The following is a 19,488-nucleotide window of genomic DNA, read 5'->3' as shown; positions in this document are numbered from 1 at the left end:
CCATGGAGCAGACGCCGGTCCGTATCGACGAGCAGGACGGTCTCGCGGTCGTCACGGTGGACGCGCCGCCGTTGAACCTGTTCGACGACGCGATGCACCTGGCCCTCCTCGGTGCCCTCGACGAGCTGGAGAGTTCCCGGCCGCGGGCGGTGCTGTTCCGCTTCGAGGGCCGGATCGTGACCGGCGGCGTCGACATCGCGATGTTCGAGCGGCTCGACCGGGAGACGGCGGCGGAGGTGTTCGCGTCGCTGATCTCGATCACGCGGCGGACGGCGGCCCTGCCCGCGCCGACCGTGTTCGCCGCGCACGAGCGGTGCCTGACCTGGGGCGTCGAGCTGGCGCTCGCGTGCGACCTGATCGTCGCCGCCGACGCCGCGCGGTTCGGGCTGATCGAGGCGACCGTCGGACTGACGCCCGCGATGGGCGGGACACAGCGCCTCGCCGAGCGGGCCGGCATCGGCCGGGCCACCGAGTTCGTGCTGACCGGCGACCTCTACGACGCCGCGACGCTGCACTCCTGGGGCGTGGTCAACCAGGTCCTGCCCGTCGAGGGCTTCGACGACGCCACCCGCGCGCTGTCCCGCCGTCTCGCGTCCGGGCCGACGGTCGCGCACGCCGCGACGAAGGCGGTGCTGGCGTCCTATCGCGACGGTGGTGTGGAGGGCGCCGACGCGGACGTGCCTGCGATCGCGGGGGCGCTGTTCGACACCGAGGACCTCCCGGCCGCACTGCGGACGTTCCGCGAGTCCGGTCCGGGGCGTACGGAGTTCCGCGGGCGGTGACTTTGCGCGACACCCTCCGCCGTTCGGGGGGTGCGCCGGGTCACGTTCGGTTGAATAGGTCCCGAAGATGGTTCGCTCACGAGTCCTGCGGCGATGCACCTGGTGTCGGACAACGGAACCGAGCCACGGAGGACACGATGGACAGCGGCTACGAGCAGCGCACCCGCACCACCGCGACGACCGTCGCGGCCCCGACCACGTCCGTTCCCAGCCCGCGGAGCGCACCCGCGACCGAGTCGGCGGGGCCGGACATCACGCCGGTCGGCACCGCGCCCGTCGACACGACCGTCGACACCGGACCGATCCCCGTCGTCGCCGCCCCGGCCGTCGACACGCTGGTCGACACCGGACCGATGGCGCCGATCCCGGCGGGGCCGCCGCCCTCGGACGCCCCGCCCGCCCCGGCGCCGGTGACGAACCCGTGCCGCTGCGGCCACGACCGTGACGTGCACGAGCACTTCCGCCGCGGCACCGACTGCGCGACCTGCGACTGCGCCCGCTTCCGCGGCCCCGGCCTCCTGTCCCGCCTGCTCGGCTGAGGCCCGCCGGCCGCCCATGATCGGCGGAACTGGCACCAACGCGCCACCAGTGGCGCGATCCAACCGGTTCCACCGATCACCGCGGGTAGGATCCCGCCCCGCCGTGCGCCTCCTTCAGGAGGTCCGAGCACTTCTCGCCGATCATCATCGTGGTGATGTTCGGGTTGACCGCCGGAAGGAACGGCATGGCCGACCCGTCGGCGACGCGAAGGTTCGACACGCCGCGGACGCGGAGTTGCGGGTCCAGGACCGCGTCCGGGTCACCGTCCGGCCCCATCCTGGCCGTGCACGCCGGGTGGTAGACGGTGTTGTGGGTCTTCATCAGGTAGTCGGCGAGGTCGTCGTCGGTGACGGCGTCCGGGCCGGGCGCGAGCTCCGAGGCCACCCACTCCTTCAGCGCGGGCTGCTCGGCGATCCGGCGGGCCAGGCGGACGCCCTCGATCATGACGCGCATGTCGTGGCCCTCCGGGTCGGTGAAGTACTTCGGGTCGACCCGGGCCCGGTCGCGGAAGTCCCTGGTGCGCAGCCGGACCGTGCCGCGGGACCGGCCGCGCGTCACGTTCGGGGTGAGGCAGAACCCGTTGTCGGTCGTCGGGTAGCCGTGCCGGACGGTGTTCAGGTCGAACGGCACCGAGCCGTAGTGCATCATCAGGTCCGGCCGGTCCAGCCCGTCCTCGGTGCGGTGGAACAGACCGATCTCCCACCACTGCGTGGACTCGGTGACCATCGGGCGCGCCGCGTCCCACATCACCAGGCCTTCGACGTGGTCGTCGAGGTTGGCCCCGACACCCGGAGCGTCGACGCGGACGTCGATCCCGAAGTCGCGCAGGTGTGAAGCCGGCCCGATGCCGGACAGCATCAGCAGCTTCGGCGTGTCGATCGCACCCGCCGAGAGGATCACCTCACGGGTCGCGGTGATCGTCTCCCGGCCCGGCCCGATGCCGCGCTGGTACTCGATGCCGGTGGCCAGGGTGCCGTCGAACAGCACCTGCGACGCCCAGCAGTCGGTCCGGATCTCCAGGTTCGGCCGGGAGTCCATGATCGGGTGCAGGTACGAGTGCGACGACGACGCGCGCGTCCCGTCCGGGAACCGGTTGACCTGGAAGAACCCGGCGCCCTCTGTGACCGTGACGCCCTCGTTGAACCGCACCGTCGGCAGCCCGACGGCGGCACAGGCCTCCAACAGGGACACACCACACGGGTCGTGGGGCGGGATCTGCATCAGGTTGACCGGGCCGGAGCGGCCGTGGCCGTGGTGGGCGGGACCGTGCCACTGCCCGTCGTTGGTCTCCAGACGACGGATCAGCGGCCAGCAGTCGTCGGCCGACCAGCCGGTGAGGCCGGAGGCGGCCCACTCGTCGAGGTCCTCGCGTGGCGTCCAGAACGCGATGCACGAGTTGTGCGACGAGCACCCGCCGAGCACCTTCGCCCTGGCGTGGCGCATGTGCGAGTTGCCGCGCTCCTGCGGCTCGATCGGGTAGTCCCAGTCGTAACCGCTGTCCAGCAGGTTCATCCAGTCCGCGAGCTGCAGGATCGCCGGATCGCCCACATCGGACGGTCCCGCCTCCAGCAGCACGACGGAGACGGACGGGTCCTCGGAGAGCCGCGCGGCCAGCGCACACCCGGCCGAGCCGCCCCCGACGATCACGTAGTCGGCGGTCGTGCTCATCCCATCCCCTGTTCGATCTCGGCGGCGCGGTGCTCCGGCAGGCATCCCAGCTGGTTGCGTCCCTTGAGCAGGAACCAGGCGAGCCCGCCCAGCGCCACGATGCCGATGAAGATGAACGCGATGAACCGCAGCCAGCCCGCTCCGTAGACGTCCTCGCGCGGCCAGGCCAGGTTCAGTGCCATCGCGGCGCCCCAGACCACGGCGACGATGTTGACCGGCAGCCCGAGCTTGCCGAGCGTGAAGTAGCCCTTCTGCCCCTCGTCCGGCCACTCACCGCGGAACCGCTTGAGCAGCAACGGGATCGTCACCAGCAGGTAGGCCAGATAGATCATGATGATCGCGACGCTGGTGACGGCCGTGAACACCTCGGGCACGCCGGCGTTGGCGAACAGGATCGCGATCGCGATGACGCCGATCAGCACCGACGGGATCACCGGCGTCTTGCGCACCGGGTCGATGCGGGCCAGCACGGAGCCGGCGGGCAGCGCGTTGTCGCGCGCCATGGCGAACATCAGCCGGATCGCCGCCGTGTGCACGGCCAGCGCGCAGACGAGCACGGCGATCACGATGGCCACCAGGAAGATCGGCCCGACGATGCCACCGAACACCTGCAGCAGCACCTGCTGCCCGCCACCGGACTTCTCGCCCAGGTTCGGGTCGCCGAGGTCCGGCGCCGCCAGGATGATCCCGAGCAGGATCAGGCCGCCGATCACGAACGACGCGACGACGGCGCGCAGGATCGCGCTCGGCGCCGTGCGGCGCGGGTCGACCGTCTCCTCGCCGAGCGAGCTGGCCGTGTCGAAGCCGTACATGACGTACGCGGAGGCGAGCGCCGCGACGAGGAACACGCCGAGATAGCCGGACGAGGAGCCCTCGCCGAGGCCCTGCGTGTCGAACAACACCGACGGCGGGTTCACGACGTTGACGAACAGGCCGATCACGATGGCGACGGCGGCGACCAGCTCGATGAACACGCCCGCGGAGTTGATGCGGGCCATCAGCTTGACCCCGATCGCGTTCACGATCGTGGTGAACACGATGAGGATCGCGCCGAGCAGCACGCCGTTGAGCGCCGCGTCGTCGGCGTCCGCCGCGTCACCGATGATCTGGAAGCCGGACCACAGCTGGGGAAGCACCAGCTGCCAGGCCAGCACGACCGCGGAGATCGTCACGACGGACGCGGTGAGCATCATCCAGCCGGCCATCCAGGACGTCGCGGGTCCGCCGAGACGCTTGGACCAGTTGTAGACCGAACCGGCGACCGGGTAGCGCCCGGCGAGCTCGGCGAACGACAGCGCGATCGTGAACTGCCCGACGAAGACCATCGGCCAGGACCACCAGTACGGCGCGCCGCCGGTGCCGAATCCGAAGTAGAACAGCTGGAACGTGCCGGTCAGGATCGAGATGTAGCTGATCCCGGCCGCGAAGCTGGCGAACTTGCCGATGGACCGGTCGAGCGTCTGGCTGTAGCCGAACTCGGCCATCCCGTCGTCGGTACTGCTCTTCTCCGCGCTGCTCACGCTGGGTCTCCCTCGTGACTGTGCCGCTGGGTCACTCCGCTAGCTGGAGTTCCGGAGAACCAGCGCTGGGGTTCGGGTGCCGTGTTGTTCCAGACGTGCTTGATCTCCTGGTACTCCGCGAGACCGGTCGGTCCGAGCTCGCGGCCGTTGCCGGAGCGGCCCATGCCGCCCCACTCCGCCCCGGGGAAGTAGGGGTGGAAGTCGTTGATCCAGACGGTGCCGTGCCGCAGCGCGGACGACACCCGGTGTGCACGTCCCATGTCCTGCGTGAACACGGCGCCTGCCAGGCCGTAGTGCGTGTCGTTGCCGAGCTCGATCGCCTCGGCCTCGGTGGTGAAGCGCTCCACGGTCAACAGTGGACCGAACGTCTCCTCGCGGATCACCCGCATGTCACGCGTGACGTCGGTGATCACGGTGGGCAGGAAGAAGAACCCGTTCTTCAACGACGGGTCGTCCGGCCGGGTGCCTCCACAGCGGATCGTCGCACCCTCGGCACGGGCGGACGCCACGAAGTCCTCGATCTTGGCCAGATGTGCCGCCGAGACGAGCGGGCCGACCTCGACGCCGTCGTCGAGCCCGTTGCCCTGCCTGATGTACGACGCACGCCGCACGACCTCGTCGACGACCGCGTCGGCGATCGACTCCTCGACGATCAGCCGGGCGCCCGCCGAGCACACCTGTCCGGAGTGGAGGAACACGGCGAGCATCACGTAGTCGACGGCGAGCTCGAGATCGGTGTCCGCGAACACGATGTTCGGGTTCTTGCCGCCCAGCTCGACGGCCGTGCGCTTCACCGTCTCCGCGGACGCCCGGATGATCGCCTGCCCGGTGCTCAGGCCGCCGGTGAAGCTGACCATGTCCACATCCGGGTGCGACGTCAGTGGCGCACCGACGCTCGGCCCGTCGCCGAGCAGGATGTTCACGACGCCCGGCGGGATCCCGGCCTCCTCGCACAGCTCGACGAGCGTGATCGACGTCAGCGGCGTGACCTCGCTGGGCTTGATCACCATCGTGTTACCCGCCGCGATCGCCGGGGCGACCTTCCAGGACAGCTGCAGCAGCGGGTAGTTCCATGGCGTGATGAGCGCGCACACGCCGACCGGCTCGTGCACGACGCGGGCGACGACGTCCGCGTTGCCGGTGTCCACCACCCGGCCGGCGTCCTTGTCGGCCAGGCCCGAGTAGTAGCGGAACACGGCCGTGACGTCATCGACGTCGATCCGGCTCTCGGCGAGCGTCTTGCCGGTGTCCAGCGTCTCCGTGCGGGCGATCTTCTCCTTGTCCCGCTGCAGCATCTCCGCGATCCGGCCGAGGATCGCGCCGCGCTCGCCCGCGGTCGTCGCGCGCCACGGACCGGAGTCGAACGCGGCGCGGGCGGCCGCGACCGCGCGGTCCACGTCGTCCGTACCGGCCTGGTCGACCTCGGTGACCACGCTCGCGTCGTAGGGATTGACGACCGGCGCCGTGCCGGCCGAACCGCTCGTCCAGTGTCCGTCGATGTAGAGGTTCGGCACCGGACGACTCTGTACCGGAGAGTTGTGCAGCGCAAGACCCGTCCGGATCGGACACCGGGGTACGAACGGACGCCCCGCGCACGTGCGGTCACCCGCTCCGCGACGGACGTGAGTAGGGTTGCGCCATGAGCAACCCGACGCGGGGGCGCGAGACGGGTGTCCAGTCCGTGGACCGGGCGATCACCGTGCTGGAGATCCTCGCGCGGCGTGGAGAGGCGGGCGTCAGCGAGATCGCGGGCGAGCTCGACGTGCACAAGTCCACCGCGTTCCGCCTGCTCGGGGCGTTGGAGGAGCGCGGGCTGGCCGAGCAGATCGGCGACCGCGGCAAGTACCGGCTCGGGTTCGGGCTGATCCCGCTGGCCGGGCGCGTGTCCGAGCGGCTCGAGGTGACGCAGCAGGGCCGGTCGGTGTGCGAGGAGCTGGCGGCCCGGCTCGCCGAGACGGTCAACATCGCGATCCTCGACCAGGGCGTCGCGGTGAACGTCGACCAGGCCCGGGGCCCGTCGACCGTGACCACCTACAACTGGCTGGGCCGGATCACCCCGCTGCACAGCACGGCCAGCGGCAAGGTGCTGCTCGCCGCCGTCGACCCCGCCGACCGCGCCGAGCTGCTGAAGGACCTGGTGCGCACGACGCCGCGCACGCTCGTCACGCCGGCCAAGCTGGCCGCCGACCTCGACGACGTGACGTCGCTCGGCTACGCGTGGGCGCTCGAGGAGTGGGAGGTCGGGCTGAACGCCGTCGCGGCGCCGATCCGGGACCACTCGGGCACGGTGGTGGCCGCGCTCTCGGTGTCCGGTCCGGCCTACCGCCTCCCGCCGGACCGGATCGAGGAGATCACGGCGGACACCGTCGCGGCCGGTGAGGAGATCAGCCGGCGCATGGGGCATTGGTTGCGTTAGAGCCGCTCGAGCACCGGGGGGAGCGTCCGTTCCAGCTCGTCACCCAGGCGCTCGATCTCGCGCCTCAGGAACGGCGCGGCCAGCTTGACCAGGCCCTTGAACCTGAGGTCCGTGTGGTAGGTGACGGTGCTGCCGCCGTCGTCGGACTTCTCGACGTGGATCTCGTCGGTCGCCGTGACGGTGCTGTTCTCCCCGACGAACGTCAGGCGGTTCGACGTCCGGGTGACCAGGCGGTAGGTCAGCTCGGTCTCGCGCCCGTTGAACACCGAGATGTTGCGCCACGTGCTTCCGACGTCCACGGGGCCGCCGTCGTCGGCGCGGGTGCAGGAGCGGGTGCCCGGGTCCCAGACCTCGGCGTGCCCGAAGTCGGCGAGGTAGCCGAGCACGGTCTCGGCCGGCGTCGACACCGACATGACGCGCTCCACGCTGACCACCCGCGCTCACTCCCTTCCGGTCCGCCGGGAACCGCCGACCATCATGGCGTGCGCGGGTCCGTCCGGCCAGATGATCGCACGACCGCCCCGCCATGATCGACTCGCGGTCGGGGCGATAACGGGTGCAACCCCGTTTCCGTCGTACGCCCACGGGGGCGGGTGTCCGGATGCCAGGCTCGGTTCTCCGCGGTGACGTACGACGTGAGGGAGGTCGCGATGGTCGAGCCCGACGTGCGGGTGAACCCGGTCGATCTCGACGCGGCCGGCTCCGAGCTGGTCGAGCTCGGTACGGCACTGGCCGACGCGATGCGCTCCCCGGACGCGCTCCGCACGGATCCCGCGTTCTCCGCGGGGTTCTCGTCGGTCGGCGCCACGGCCCGGCTGGCCGAGCTCTGGCGGTCGGACATCGTGCGGCACGCCGACGAGGTCGTCGGCCAGGGGAACGCGATGCGCGCGGCGGCCGACGCGTGGCGGACGGCCGACGGCGCCGTCGCGGACCGCCTGCGGGCGGGCTGACCGGGCCGTGCCGACCTACACCGACCTCGTCGACGTCGACCCGACGGCGTGGCTGCACCAGGCACGGGCATGGGACGGTCTCGCCCACGACCTGGCCGACCGCGCGGACCGGTTGCGCGCCACGGGCGCCCGGCTCGCGGAGACGTGGGGCGGCGCCGACGCCCGCGCGGCCACGCGACGTCGCGACGAGCTCGTCGGCGAGCTCGACGCCGCGGCCGATCGTGCGGCCGCCGTCGCCGCCGTGCTGGGCCGACACGCCGGCACCGTGATGGCCGCCCAACAGCGGGTCCGCGAGGCCGTCGCCGGCGTGAACCCCGTCGTCGCACGGGTGACCGACGACGGCACGGTGCTGCCGGTGCTGGGATCCGCGCTGTCCGGCCCCGGGGCGGTGGGACTGCTGGACGCGTACCTGCGCGAGGCCCGCCGGGTCTCCGGCGTGATCGCCGACGCGCTGGACGACGCGGCCCGGTCGGACGCCGAGACCGTCGAGGCGCTGCATCGGCTCGCGCCCGCGGATCCGGACCGGCCGCCGCCCGGTGGATCGCTTCCTCCGGACGGCATCCCGCCCGACGGGACCGCGCCCGCAGCCGTCACCGACTGGTGGCGACGGCTGCCTGCCACCGAGCGCGACCGGCTCGTGAGTGAGCACCCCGATCGCATCGGCGAGACGGACGGCATCCCCACCGTCGACCGGGATCGCGCGAACCGCATGCGGCTGGACGGCGAGCGCATCCGGCTGCGACGACGGCGGATGCGGCTGGACGGCATCGGCGACGGTGTCGAGCGGGACCGGATCGACGACGCGCTGGACGGCATCGACGTCCTGGAGCGCAGGCTCGCGCTCCCGGGCACGTTGCTGCTGGGCTTCGACACCGACGGCGACGGACGCGCCGTCGTCGCGGCGGGCGACCCGGACCGCAGCGACAACGTCGTCACCTACGTCCCGGGCGTCGGGGCCGGGCTCGGGGCCGTCGGCATCGACCTGTCGCGCTCGGACGCCGTCGCGGGTGCGGCCAGGGCCGCGGACCCGGGTGCCGACACGGCCGCGGTCACGTGGATCGGCTACCGCGCCCCGTCGTCACTTCCCGCCGCCGCGGGCGACCGGGCGGCGCACGACGGCGGTGCGGCGCTCGTCCGCTTCCAGGACGGCCTGCGCGCGACCGGGCCGGACGACCGCGCCCGGCTGACCGTGCTCGGGCACAGCTACGGCTCGCTCGTGGCCGGACGTGCGGCGGCGACCGGCCGGCTGGCCGCCGACGACCTCGTGCTCGTCGGGAGCCCGGGGACCGGCACCCGTGGCGACGTCACCGACCTCCGGATGGACCCGGCCCAGGTGTGGGCCACGGTCGCGGGCAACGACCCGATCAACCACATCCCGGGCGCGCCCGCGGCAGGCACGTCGGACCCGTTCCCGCAGGCGCGGCAGCTGGCCTACGGCACCGACCCGACGGATCCCGCGTTCGGCGCGGAGGTGTTCGCGTCGGCGCCCGGCACGCTCGGGCCGGCGGCCGACGATCCCGACACCGACGACGACGAGACGTCACCCACAGCGGCCCACGGGCAGTACTGGGACCCGGGATCCCCGTCCCTGGAGGCGATCGGACGGATCTCCGTCGGGAGGCGGGACGTCCAGCGTTGACGACAGGGGCTCCGGATCACCACGCGCGTTCGGGCGACTGCGCGGAGCGATCGTGGCTTTGACGGGTACGAGATGATGTGACGCAACAGATCTCCGCCGTTCATCGTAGTCGTCGGTACCTCGACGACTATCCGTTTGAGTGTGCGTATCATTCGGGGCGTGACCGAGGTGAAGACTGCACGGCGGACGGGGCGGCCGCCGCTGACGGATCGGACCGCGCTGTTGGGAGCCGCCCGGGAGATCGGGTTTCCCGGACTGACCGTCGGTGCCGTCACCGCGAAGGTCGGGGTGAAGTACTCGACCTTCTACCGCCACTTCCCGAGCCTGGAGGCCCTGCTGGCCGCCCTGGTGGAGGACGTGCTGGAGGAGGCCAAGTTCCCCGAGCCGACCGGACCGTGGCAGGACCACGTCCGGGGGACGTGCTCGGTCATCTTCGAGCTGTTCTCCCGGCACCCCGGGCTGGCGGCGGCGATCGTCCGTCTGCCGGAGCTGCCGCGCCGCGGGATCGAGGCCTACCAGCAGATGACCGACCTGATGCTCGAGGCCGGCTTCTCCCCGGCGGACGCCGCGATCGGCGCGAACGCCGCGCTCGAGACCGTCGTCATGCCGTGGGTCACGGCAACCGACCGCGGGGCCGGTCTGGTCCGCCGTCGCCAGCAGACGACCGACACGCCGGTCGCGCTCGACGAGCGGATCCGCGACGCCATCGGCGAGACACTGGACGACCCGCCGGTCAAGTGGACCACCAGCAAGATCGACCTGCTGATCGCGGGACTGGAGCTGCGTCTCGCGGGGTGATCTCCGCTACCGTCCGGATCCATGGCAACCCGTGACGTCGACGTCCTGGAAGCGCTGGAGAACGTCCCGCAGCTGGCGGACGCGCAGATCTGGGAGATCGCGGCCCGGTGCAGGGCCTACCGCGCGCGCACCTCGGACGGCGAGGACCAGACGGTCGAGATCGAGATGAGCGTCGACACCGCGGGCCGCTGGATGATCGTGGCGCGCGACGAGGAGCGCGGGCTCACGGCCCAGGGCCCACCGATGCCCGGCCTGAACGGGGCGCTGGGGCTGGTGCCGTGGTACGAGCTGGAGGATCCGGCGAAGGACTGAGCCGGTCCGATCGCGGCCCCGCCGGTCGGCGGGGCCGCGAACCGGATCAACCCGGAACGACGTCGGACGCCTGGGGGCCCTTCTGTCCCTGCGTGACCTCGAAGGTCACGGACTGGCCCTCTTCCAGGGACCGGTACCCGGAGGCCTGGATCGCGCTGAAGTGCACGAACAGGTCCGCTCCTCCCCCCTCGGGGGTGATGAAGCCGTACCCCTTCTCCGCGTTGAACCACTTGACGGTGCCCTGTGGCATCCGGGTCTCCTCACCTTGCCGGCGTCCTACGGGCACGACCCTACCCATGCCGGGCCGGTTCGCTCAGCGGACATGTGCTGTCAACTGCTGCGACGGCCGGGAGCGGTCTGGCCCGCACGTGGGTGCGTCCTACTGGCGGATGCCGGCGTACAGCGCCTGCTCGAACTCGCCGTACAGGCCGAGCGCCTCCGGCGTGATGAACGGCAGCGAGTTCGAGTAGATCGACGCGCAGATGCCGGTCGTGCGGTCCACGAAGAAGTGCGTGTTGAACAGGCCCGCCCACGCGCCGGTGCCTGCCCGCCGTCCGCCGGGCTGGTCCTCGGTGTTGAGCAGCAGGCCCCAGCCCCACTTCCAGCCGGGGCCGAGGTTGAACGGACCGGTGATCGGGTCGTCGGCGGACGCGATCGCGTGCGGGAAGTCCAGGTCGCCGATCTGGTTCGTGAACGCCTCGTCGACGGTCTCGGACTTCAGTATCCGCTCGCCGTCGAGCTCGCCGTTGCGTAACAGCGCCCGCTCGAACCGGATGTAGTCGCGCGGCGTGGAGTGCAGGCCGTGCCCACCGGCCCACCACTGCGGGTCGTCCGGCAGGACGTTGCCGGCCGAGAACCACGCCCCGTCCTCGCCCTTCATGTGCACCGGGGTCTTGTTGCCCTGCTGGGAGTCGCTGAGGGCGAACTCGGTGTCGTTCATGCCGAGCGGGCCGGTGATGCCCTCCTTGACCACCACGTCGAGCGTCGTGCCTGCGACGGCCTCGACGACGCGGCCGAGCCAGTCGGTGTTGATGCCGTACGTGTAGCGCTCACCAGGGTCGTGCACCAGCGGGGCGGTGAACGCGGACATGTCGCCTGGCACGACGTTCGGCGTGCCGGTCAGCTCCTCCCAGCGCTTGATGTCCTCGTTCCAGAACCAGTACCCGAGCCCCGATGTGTGCGTCACCAGGTGCTTGACCGTGGCCTTGGTCTTCGGGGCACGGAGCTTCGGCCGGTCGCCGTCGAAGCCCTCGAGGACCTGGAGGTTCGCGAACTCCGGGACGTAGTTCTCGACCGGCGCGTCGAAGTCCAGCTCGCCGCGCTCGCGCTGCTGCAGCGCCGCCGTCGTCGCGACCATCTTGGTCATCGACATGATCCGGAAGTGGGTGGACGTGGAGACCTGGTCGCTCTCCCCCGCGGCCCGCGGGCCCGCCCCGAACTCGTAGAGAACGCCGTCCCGGTCCGCCGCGATCGCGGCGACGTGCGGGACGGCGCCGTTGTCCACGGCCGCCTGCAGTACGCGGTCGATGCCGCTGCCGTCGACTGAGATGCCCATCGGTCCTCCTCTGCGCTGAAGAGCGCTGACTGGTCGCATGACGCGCGCCACACGGTGCAGGTGCATCGTTGCGTTCTCGGCCGCTCGCCGCTACCGACGATCACCCGCGGTTTTCGCGGTCACGCCTCGCCGGACGGCGGGTCCGGCGGCCCGGCCCCGCCGATCACGCGGCTGCCGTCGTGGGCGCGCGACGCCGGAGGCCCGCCGCCGCCGGCCAGTGCGTCGAGCACGCGAGCGGCGAAGGCCTGCGGCATGGCGGCACGGGCCTCGTCCGCTGTCAGCCACGCGACGGCGGACGTCTCCTCCCGCGGTCCCGCATCGCCCGCAACCGGACGACAGCGGTAGGCGAGCACGACGACGTCGCGCACGACGTTCTTGTAGACGCCCGTCAGGCGTTCGACGGCGACCGTCACACCGGTCTCCTCGAGGACCTCGCGCGCGACGCCGGCCTCGAACGTCTCGCCGGACTCGAGCACCCCGCCGGGTGGCTCCCACCGGCCGTTGTCACGGCGACGGGCGGCCAGCACGCGCCCGTCGTCCCGCACGACGACACCGACGACGGCCACCGAGTGGATGCGGTCCATGGGCACCACCCTGCGACACTGAGCCATGCGGGTCGGCATCGCGCACCACTTCGGCTGGGCTGTCGCGGTCACGGCCGCTCCCGATTTCCGGGTCGTCGACCGGCGGCGGATCGAACTGGTCGAGCCCGGCACGCCGCCGGCGCCGGTGCACCACGACGGCGTCGATCTCTCCGACGACGCGCTGGCCGCCCTCGTGTCCGACGTCCGGGCGTCCGCCGTGCGTGCGACGTCCGCGTCCCTCGACGCGCTCGCCGCCGACGTCGGGGACCCGATCGTCTCGCTCTCGCTGCGCGCATGGCCGCTCGACTTCCCGACCGACATCGCCGTCGTCCGCCGCGTCCCGTACGAGGCGCGGGCGGACTCCGTCATGTACCGGCAGGTCCTCGACGACGTCGCCCGCGCGCGGGGCTGGGACGTGCACGTGTTCGACGCGGGCTCGGTGCTCGATCGGGCGACGCGCATCGTGGGCGAGACCGTCCTGTCCGGGCCGAGGGCGACGCTCGGTCCACCGTGGACGAAGGATCACCGGATCGCGCTGGCGGCGACCGTCCTGGCCGGTCAGACCTCCTCGAACACGTAGGTCCCTGGCGCCTCGGTGATCGCCGGGTGCGTCGTGTTGCCCGGCTTCTTCGGCGCCTGCTGCGCTCGTCGCCGGTCGCGGCCAGGTGGTTCAGCGCCGCCGCCGCGGTGATCCCGCCCGCGCACAGGCCCATCAGGTTCACGTCGGGCGAGCCGGTGACCTCACGTACTTGTTGATCTGCGGCACGACGATCACGAGCGGTCGCTCGTGGACCGTCGCCGTCGTCGGCGTGTACTGGATGACCTCGGCGACCTCGTCGCGGTCCACGACGGCGCCCGGGGAGAGTGCGAGATCCCGGCCGACGACGAGCGCGTCCTCGAAGATGTGCGACGGCATGCCCTTGTTGGTGCGCAGGTCCCCCGCCCAGTTGCGCAGGCCGGCCAGCACGCTGCCGCCGCCGGTCTCGAACGCGCGCTTGAGCGCGGCCGGGTTGCCGAACAGCGAGTTCGTCGGGGACAACGCCGAGGTCAGGACGTCGGCGACGAACTGGACGCGCTCCTTGTCGCGCCAGTTCAGGTCGGCGCCCTTCACGAACCCGTCGATCGCCTGCTGGCAGGCGAGGTACTCCTGCTTGAGCCTGCGGTAGAGCGGGTGGTCGTCCCAAGTCGGGTCCCGGAAGCGCTTGTCGCCCTTCTCGGGCTCCACCTCGGACGTTCCGGCGACGACCCGCCCGGTCTCGCCGGCCAGACCCGCCGTCGTCGACGCGATGCGGCCGACCTGCGTCGCGAGCTGCCAGACGGTCTGCAGGCCGGGGATCCTGGTCGTTTCCTCGCTCACGAGTACCTCCGGGCGGTCGAGATCAGCGGAGGTTACGTCGGAGTTGCCGGACCGGGTCGGCTTGCCCGGTCGACCAGCTTGCATCTCAGATACAGATCTGACCTCGACTTCGAACGTCAGTTCGAGTACCCTGGAAGCGTGACAGTTCCCGAGAGTCGCGACGTCCCGGACGCCCCGCCGTCCGGACCGCTGGAGGCCGTCCTCGGTCCCCTGCGCGCGGCGATCGCCCATGCCGCGAGCTGGTCCCCTGCGCGCTTCGAGCGCGCCGAGCAGATCGACGGGATCGCCGGGCTGGAGACCGTGAGGAACGCGGTCGAGGCGCTGCAGGCGGAGTGGACGCTGGGATTCGCCACGGCCGAGGCGGCGCACCAGACCCGGAACGGCCAGGTCGAGCCCGAGAAGATCGAGCGCAGCATCGGGGCACAGGTCGGACTCGCCTGCCGCGTGTCACCGACGGAGGGCCGCAGGCGCGTCCGCACGGCGCGGGACCTGAACGACGGGCTCGACCACCTGCGCGGCCTGTTCGGCGCGGGCGAGGTGGGCGGGTACCGGGTGTCGACGGTCGTCGGCGCCACGTCGCATCTCGACGCCCGCGAACGAGCCGAGGTCGACCGGTTGCTCTCCGACTGGGACATCACGCGTCTCGGAGTCGGGCGGCTGCGTGATCTGGCCCGGAAGTTCGCGGCGCAGGTCGCGCCCGACAAGTTCCGGACCCGCTGCGCGGCAGCACGTTCCGGCCGGCGCGTCACGCTGCGCCCGGCTGCGGACGGCATGACCGACCTGATCGCCCACCTCCCCGCCGAGCAGGGCGCCGCGTGCTACGCCGCCCTGCAGAGGGCGTTCACGGAGGAGCAGGTGAAGCCCGCTCCGATGACCCGCGGCCGCGGGCAGGTCATGGCCGACACGCTCGTCGAACGTGTCACCGGACAGACCACCGCCGAAGCCGTCGGGCTCCAGGTGCAGGTCGTCGTGCCGGTCGAGGCTCTGGTCGACCCGGCCAGTCCGCTCCCGGCCGAGATCCCCGGCCACGGACCCGTCCCGGTCGATCTGATCGCGACCGCGGCGGGCCGCAAGACATGGCGACGGTTCGTCACGCGTGACGGCGTCGTCATCGGTGGCGACTCGAAGCAGCAGAGGTTCACCGGTTTCCTCGCCGAGCTGGTCCGGGCCCGCGACCGATGGCGATGTTCCGAGCCGTACTGCGACGCACCCGTCCGCCAGATCGACCACATCCGTCGACGCGCCGACGGCGGCCCGACCACGTTCGACGACGGCCGCGGCACCTGCGTGCTCCACAACCTGCTCCGCGAGGATCCGGAGTGGACGGTCGAACGCGTCCCGGACGGCGTGCGCACGACGACGCCGACCGGCCACCGGTACACCGCACGTCGCGGACGATGACGTCAGCCCTGCGCGGTCGGACGCACGACGATCTCCCCGACGTCCACGTCGGACGGTTGCTCGATCGCGAACGCGATGGCGCGGGCGACGGCGGCCGGTGGCATCGCCATGTCGAGCAGGTGTTGCGGGGCGGCGGACTTCGTGACGAACTCGGTCGACGTGACGCCCGGCGAGACCGCGGTGACCCGCAGGTTCGGGCCCGCCTCCTGGCGCAGCCCCTCGGACAGCGTGCGGACGGCGTTCTTGGTCGCGGCGTAGACGACCTGGTCCGGGACGATCCGCAGCCCGGCGGTGGAGACCACGTTGACGACGTGCCCGGAGGACTGCGCACGGAACACCGGCAGCGCCGCGGCCAGGCCGTGGAGCACCCCGCGCAGGTTGACGTCGACCATCTCGTCCCAGCCGACGACGTCGAGGTCGTCGAGCGGGCGGACATGGGCGACGCCGGCGTTGTTGACCAGCACGTCGAGCCGGCCGTGGGTCTCGACGGCAAGGTCGACCAGTGCCTGCACGTCCTCGCGCCGGCGCACGTCCGTCACGCGGGTCACGGCACCGGTCGCGGCCGCGACGGTGTCCAGACGGTCGGCGCGGCGCGCTCCGAGCACCAGCCGCGCCCCTCTCCCCGCGAGCTCGTACGCGGTCGTCTCGCCGATCCCGCCGCTGGCACCGGTGATCACGACTACCGGGTCGTCCATCGGAACGCCTCCTGAGTGATAGGGCTATCGCTCTATACGATAGACCTATCACATCGTCGGGAGGAGGCGCTGTCGTGCCGGGAGGTCCGCGGAGCCGGGGCCGCTACCACCACGGTGACCTGCCGTCCGCGCTGCTCGACGCCGGCCTGGTCCACCTGGCCGCGGCAGGACCGTCCGGGTTCTCGGTGGCCGAGGTGGCGCGGAGGGTCGGCGTCAGCACGGCGTCGCCCTACCGGCACTTCACGAACCGGGACGGGTTCCTCGCCGCCGTCGCGGCCCGGGCGGCGAACCTGCTGGCCGCGTCGCTGGCCGAGGCGACGACCGCCGCGGGCGCCGATCCCGGCGACCGGCTGGCTGCCGCGGCCGGCGCGTACGCGGCGTTCGTGTCCGAGCGCCGCGTCGGCCTCGACACGATCTTCTCCCCCGCCCTGCGCTCCGTACAGGACGTCGACCTCGCCCAGGCAGGCCGTGCGGTGATGGACCTGTTCCTCGACCCGGCCCGCGAGCTCGCCGGCGAGCGCGGGCTCGCCCTGACCGAGAGGGTCGTCGCCCTGGCGCACGGCTACGGCACGCTCGACGCCGACGGTTTCCTGACCGCGGACCGTGTCACGGACGAGCCGACCGCCACCCGCGCCCGTCGTGCCGCCCGCGCCCTGATCGACGGCGACATGATCTAGACATGCCCCACCTCGTCGTGGACTCGAGGCGCGATCGGTTCCCGGCTTCGGTCAACCCTTCGCGCGGCGTTCCACATGCCGTCGGTGACGATCTCTGGGGCGGATCTTGGTTCGCCCCGGAAGACGGGCCTGACCTGGGGAGGAAGCTCCTCCGACTGGACTCGAACCAGTAACCGCCCGATTAACAGTCGGGTGCTCTGCCATTGAGCTACGGAGGACCGTGAGCCACGAGAGAATGCCCCGCGACGTCGTAGACGGTACATCACCACCCCCACGCGATCCGATCCGGGGGCCGTGCCGCGCAGGGCCCGAGGATGCCCCCGGTACGGTCGCGTCAGGTGGAGGTGAGGGGCATGGTCAGGTTCATTCTCGGGGTGGCTCTGGGCTACGTGCTGGGTACACGCGCCGGGCACGAGCGGTACGAGCAGCTGGTGCGCGCGTACCAGCGCACGGCCGATCACCCCGCGGTGCAGGGCGCGGCCGGTATCGCCCGCGCGACGGTGGAGGGTGCGGTGCAGAACGTCCGCAAGGGGCCGGAGGACCGCTAACGGTCGGGCCGCGTCTGCTCGGGGATGCGGGCGGTCTGCTCGGCTGCCGCGAACAGTCGTTGGAGACGGGCCGCGAGCGCGTCCCGGCTCAGTGGCGGGTCGGCGAGGCGGCCGAGCTGCGCGAGCGACAGGTCGGCGCGTGCGGCGCGGAGGCGGCCCGCTTCCCGCAGCGACTCGGGCGCCGCGTCGCCGAGCACGTCCAGGGCGCGACGTGCCCGCTCGGCGGCTGCCGCGCCGGCGGATGCCGCGCGTTCGGCGTTGCGGGCGTCGAGCTCGTCGACCCCGATCGGCGCGACCGGCCCGTCGGGCCCGCGCACGGCGTCCGCGGTGACCGGAGCGCCGGTCGCCCGGAGGAGCATGGTGAGGCTGTCCGGGTCGCGGACGAGCACCTGGTGCCGGTCCGCGGTCTCGCGGTCGCGGACCGCGACGCCGAGCACGCGCGCGGCGCCGACCAGGGCAAGCGCGACGTCCTGACCCGGGCAGACGACCTGGACCTGCGCGCGCCCGCGCCACCACCCGACGCCGCCGCCGGCGAGCAGAGCACCGCGCCATACCGCCGCCGCGGTCGTCGCGTCGGCCGACGACACGACCGGGAATCCGGCGACCGGAAGGCCGTTGCGGTCGACCAGCCCGGTCGCGCGGGCGAGATCGGTGCCGGGCGCCACGACCCGGACACCGCAGCGCAACGTCCCCTCCGGACCCGCGATCGTCTCGACGATGCCTCCTCGTCCGTACATCGAGGCGATCCCGTCGCGCAGACGCGTCGCGACCTCCGGCACACCGAACTCGGCTCGGATCGTCGTCCGGCCGCCCGCGGTGGACACGTCGCCGGCGATCCGGAGCATGGTCGCGATCTCCACGTGCCGGGCGGGCGGACGTCCGGCGTCGGCACGGGCGAGCTCGTCGACGAGCATCGCGGTCGTCGTGACGGGGTCCAGCATCTCGCCTCCCGCTGAGGTGGTGACCGGGACGGGGCCCGCCCCCGAGGGAGCCCCGTCCCGGCCGGGCGGCGGTGGAGGCAGCAGGCCGAGCTGCGTCACCGCGGGTCGGATGGGGTCAGTGGCGTGCGTGCATCTCGCACCGGGGGTCGACGGCCGGCTCGTCCGACTGCCCGGACCGGAAGGCGGCGTTGGCGAGCACCGAGCAGCGGCAGCCGCGGCTCTTCGCCCGGGGCCCGCCCGGCGCCATGTCGCTGGCCGGGTCGAAGCTCGGCTCCGGGCCGCGGTCGTCCGCACCGTCAGTCATGCGTTCCTCCGTCCGGTGCCGCCGCCGACTGCGGCCGTCGACGCACTTCAGCGCGCCGCCGGACGGTATCTTATACGAGCCGTAACGGGTAACCGGGCAGAGGTTGCGCTCAGTGCGTGCCGAATGGCGAGTCCGGGTCCAGGTGGACGCCGTAGAGCCGCGCGGCGCCCTCGATCTGGACCCAGACGAACGTGGTCAGCTGCTCGGTGACCTCGTCGCAGTCGATCGTCCTGGTCTCGAGCCACCACTCCGCCGTGTTCTGCACGAAGCCGACCAGCCCGTGGGCCCACACCTTCCCGGTCTCGGGATGCACCGCGATCCCGGCGGACCGGATGTACTCCGACAGCACCCCCGCGAGCGCGGACGCGACGAACTCCTTGTGGGCGCGGACCACGTCGCGCCCGGTTCCGGCCGCCGCCCGGGCGAAGAGCCAGTACACGTTCGGCGACTCGTCGAGGAACCCGATGAACGCCCCGATCACCGCGCGGATCCGGGCGAGGTTCGCGACCTCGGAGTAGAGGGCCGGCATCATGCGCTCGGCGAGCTGGTTGGTGGCCCGCTCCCCCATGGCCTCGATCAACGTGGCGCGGTCGCCGAAGAACCGGTAGATCACCGGCTTGCTCAGACCGGCCCGCGCGGCCACCTGCTCGAGCCCGAACTCGGGTCCGGTCTCCGCCAGCAGCTCCAGCGCGGCGTCGACGATCTTCTCGCGGCGTTCGGCCCGGTGCGCCGCCCACCTGGTGTTCCGGCCGTCCGCACGGGAGGTTCCGGACTCGTTGTCCGACACGGTCCGCACACCTC

Annotated in this window: 23 protein-coding genes and 1 tRNA gene; 11 read left to right on the top strand and 13 right to left on the bottom strand. The window is 72.1% G+C overall.

Going from position 1 to position 19,488, the window contains the following annotated elements; genetic code table 11:
- Positions 1-2: 2 nt before the first annotated feature.
- Positions 3-782 carry an enoyl-CoA hydratase/isomerase family protein gene (locus tag EV378_RS26105; protein ID WP_132432770.1) on the top strand — a complete coding sequence of 260 codons (780 nt, stop codon included), beginning with the start codon at positions 3-5 and terminating at the stop codon, positions 780-782.
- A gap of 137 nt (positions 783-919) precedes the next feature.
- Entirely contained in the window at positions 920-1,321 is a 402-nt protein-coding gene (locus EV378_RS26100) for a hypothetical protein (protein WP_132430044.1), read from the top strand.
- Positions 1,322-1,397: 76 nt separating this feature from the next.
- Here the strand turns inward: EV378_RS26100 and EV378_RS26095 are convergent, their stop codons facing one another.
- From EV378_RS26095 to EV378_RS26085, 3 genes are read right to left on the bottom strand one after another with little or no spacing between them, the layout of a single operon-like run.
- Entirely contained in the window at positions 1,398-2,990 is a 1,593-nt protein-coding gene (locus tag EV378_RS26095) for a GMC family oxidoreductase (RefSeq protein WP_132430043.1), read from the bottom strand.
- Entirely contained in the window at positions 2,987-4,474 is a 1,488-nt protein-coding gene (locus tag EV378_RS26090; protein ID WP_132432768.1) for an APC family permease, read from the bottom strand. The genes EV378_RS26095 and EV378_RS26090 overlap by 4 nt, the downstream gene beginning before the upstream one ends.
- 32 nt (positions 4,475-4,506) lie before the next feature.
- On the bottom strand, positions 4,507-6,024 hold the full coding sequence (locus EV378_RS26085; protein ID WP_132430042.1) for an aldehyde dehydrogenase family protein: 1,518 nt from the start codon (positions 6,022-6,024) through the stop codon (positions 4,507-4,509).
- A gap of 125 nt (positions 6,025-6,149) precedes the next feature.
- Between EV378_RS26085 and EV378_RS26080 the strand changes: the two genes are divergently transcribed.
- Positions 6,150-6,926: an IclR family transcriptional regulator gene (locus tag EV378_RS26080; protein ID WP_132430041.1), complete on the top strand. Its 777-nt coding sequence runs from the start codon at positions 6,150-6,152 to the stop codon at positions 6,924-6,926.
- Here EV378_RS26080 and EV378_RS26075 read toward each other — a convergent pair.
- Positions 6,923-7,351 (bottom strand): SRPBCC family protein, encoded by a 429-nt coding sequence (locus EV378_RS26075; RefSeq protein WP_279389684.1) that lies wholly within the window; start codon positions 7,349-7,351, stop codon positions 6,923-6,925. The genes EV378_RS26080 and EV378_RS26075 overlap by 4 nt on opposite strands.
- A gap of 225 nt (positions 7,352-7,576) precedes the next feature.
- Between EV378_RS26075 and EV378_RS26070 the strand changes: the two genes are divergently transcribed.
- The 4 genes from EV378_RS26070 (at position 7,577) to EV378_RS26055 (ending at position 10,625) form a co-directional block, all read left to right on the top strand.
- On the top strand, positions 7,577-7,876 hold the full coding sequence (locus EV378_RS26070) for a hypothetical protein (RefSeq protein ID WP_132430039.1): 300 nt from the start codon (positions 7,577-7,579) through the stop codon (positions 7,874-7,876).
- Positions 7,877-7,883: 7 nt separating this feature from the next.
- Positions 7,884-9,515, top strand: coding sequence for an alpha/beta hydrolase (locus tag EV378_RS26065; RefSeq protein WP_132430038.1), 1,632 nt, complete (start codon positions 7,884-7,886; stop codon positions 9,513-9,515).
- Between the two features lie 159 nt (positions 9,516-9,674).
- Positions 9,675-10,313 (top strand): TetR/AcrR family transcriptional regulator, encoded by a 639-nt coding sequence (locus EV378_RS26060; protein ID WP_165922489.1) that lies wholly within the window; start codon positions 9,675-9,677, stop codon positions 10,311-10,313.
- 21 nt (positions 10,314-10,334) lie between these two features.
- A complete protein-coding gene (locus EV378_RS26055) occupies positions 10,335-10,625 on the top strand; it encodes a hypothetical protein (RefSeq protein ID WP_132430036.1) in 291 nt (96 codons plus the stop codon).
- Between the two features lie 46 nt (positions 10,626-10,671).
- On the opposite strand, the gene EV378_RS26050 is transcribed toward EV378_RS26055, so the two are convergent.
- The 3 genes from EV378_RS26050 to EV378_RS26040 all read right to left on the bottom strand — a co-directional run bounded on the left by EV378_RS26050 (position 10,672) and on the right by EV378_RS26040 (position 12,764).
- Complete coding sequence (locus tag EV378_RS26050) at positions 10,672-10,875, bottom strand: cold-shock protein (protein ID WP_132430035.1); 204 nt, start codon at positions 10,873-10,875, stop codon at positions 10,672-10,674.
- A gap of 129 nt (positions 10,876-11,004) precedes the next feature.
- Entirely contained in the window at positions 11,005-12,180 is a 1,176-nt protein-coding gene (locus EV378_RS26045; RefSeq protein ID WP_132430034.1) for a serine hydrolase domain-containing protein, read from the bottom strand.
- Between the two features lie 119 nt (positions 12,181-12,299).
- Entirely contained in the window at positions 12,300-12,764 is a 465-nt protein-coding gene (locus EV378_RS26040; protein ID WP_132430033.1) for an NUDIX hydrolase, read from the bottom strand.
- A gap of 25 nt (positions 12,765-12,789) precedes the next feature.
- Here EV378_RS26040 and EV378_RS26035 point away from each other — a divergent pair, with 25 nt between their 5' ends.
- Positions 12,790-13,344 (top strand): hypothetical protein, encoded by a 555-nt coding sequence (locus tag EV378_RS26035; RefSeq protein ID WP_132430032.1) that lies wholly within the window; start codon positions 12,790-12,792, stop codon positions 13,342-13,344.
- Between the two features lie 138 nt (positions 13,345-13,482).
- Here the strand turns inward: EV378_RS26035 and EV378_RS26030 are convergent, their stop codons facing one another.
- On the bottom strand, positions 13,483-14,121 hold the full coding sequence (locus tag EV378_RS26030; RefSeq protein ID WP_165922488.1) for a hypothetical protein: 639 nt from the start codon (positions 14,119-14,121) through the stop codon (positions 13,483-13,485).
- A 138-nt stretch (positions 14,122-14,259) separates the two neighbouring features.
- Here EV378_RS26030 and EV378_RS26025 point away from each other — a divergent pair, with 138 nt between their 5' ends.
- A complete protein-coding gene (locus EV378_RS26025; RefSeq protein WP_132430030.1) occupies positions 14,260-15,522 on the top strand; it encodes an HNH endonuclease in 1,263 nt (420 codons plus the stop codon).
- 2 nt (positions 15,523-15,524) lie between these two features.
- Here the strand turns inward: EV378_RS26025 and EV378_RS26020 are convergent, their stop codons facing one another.
- A complete protein-coding gene (locus EV378_RS26020; RefSeq protein ID WP_132430029.1) occupies positions 15,525-16,217 on the bottom strand; it encodes an SDR family oxidoreductase in 693 nt (230 codons plus the stop codon).
- Between the two features lie 74 nt (positions 16,218-16,291).
- Between EV378_RS26020 and EV378_RS26015 the strand changes: the two genes are divergently transcribed.
- Positions 16,292-16,894, top strand: coding sequence for a TetR/AcrR family transcriptional regulator (locus EV378_RS26015; RefSeq protein ID WP_132430028.1), 603 nt, complete (start codon positions 16,292-16,294; stop codon positions 16,892-16,894).
- A gap of 146 nt (positions 16,895-17,040) precedes the next feature.
- On the opposite strand, the gene EV378_RS26010 is transcribed toward EV378_RS26015, so the two are convergent.
- A tRNA-Asn gene (locus EV378_RS26010) sits at positions 17,041-17,112 on the bottom strand.
- Between the two features lie 135 nt (positions 17,113-17,247).
- Between EV378_RS26010 and EV378_RS26005 the strand changes: the two genes are divergently transcribed.
- Complete coding sequence (locus tag EV378_RS26005; protein WP_132430027.1) at positions 17,248-17,442, top strand: hypothetical protein; 195 nt, start codon at positions 17,248-17,250, stop codon at positions 17,440-17,442.
- Here the strand turns inward: EV378_RS26005 and whiA are convergent.
- The 3 genes from whiA to EV378_RS25990 all read right to left on the bottom strand — a co-directional run bounded on the left by whiA (position 17,439) and on the right by EV378_RS25990 (position 19,474).
- Complete coding sequence (gene whiA, locus EV378_RS26000) at positions 17,439-18,383, bottom strand: DNA-binding protein WhiA (RefSeq protein ID WP_132430026.1); 945 nt, start codon at positions 18,381-18,383, stop codon at positions 17,439-17,441. The genes EV378_RS26005 and whiA overlap by 4 nt on opposite strands.
- Positions 18,384-18,498: 115 nt before the next feature.
- Positions 18,499-18,687, bottom strand: a complete 189-nt coding sequence (locus EV378_RS25995; RefSeq protein WP_132430025.1) for a hypothetical protein — start codon at positions 18,685-18,687, stop codon at positions 18,499-18,501.
- Between the two features lie 109 nt (positions 18,688-18,796).
- Positions 18,797-19,474 carry a TetR/AcrR family transcriptional regulator gene (locus EV378_RS25990; RefSeq protein WP_165922487.1) on the bottom strand — a complete coding sequence of 226 codons (678 nt, stop codon included), beginning with the start codon at positions 19,472-19,474 and terminating at the stop codon, positions 18,797-18,799.
- Between the last annotated feature and the right edge of the window lie 14 nt (positions 19,475-19,488).

The organism is Pseudonocardia endophytica, assembly GCF_004339565.1.
In the GTDB taxonomy this organism is placed as follows: Bacteria; Actinomycetota; Actinomycetes; order Mycobacteriales; family Pseudonocardiaceae; genus Pseudonocardia; species Pseudonocardia endophytica.
This window is presented reverse-complemented; position numbering and strand designations above follow the sequence as displayed.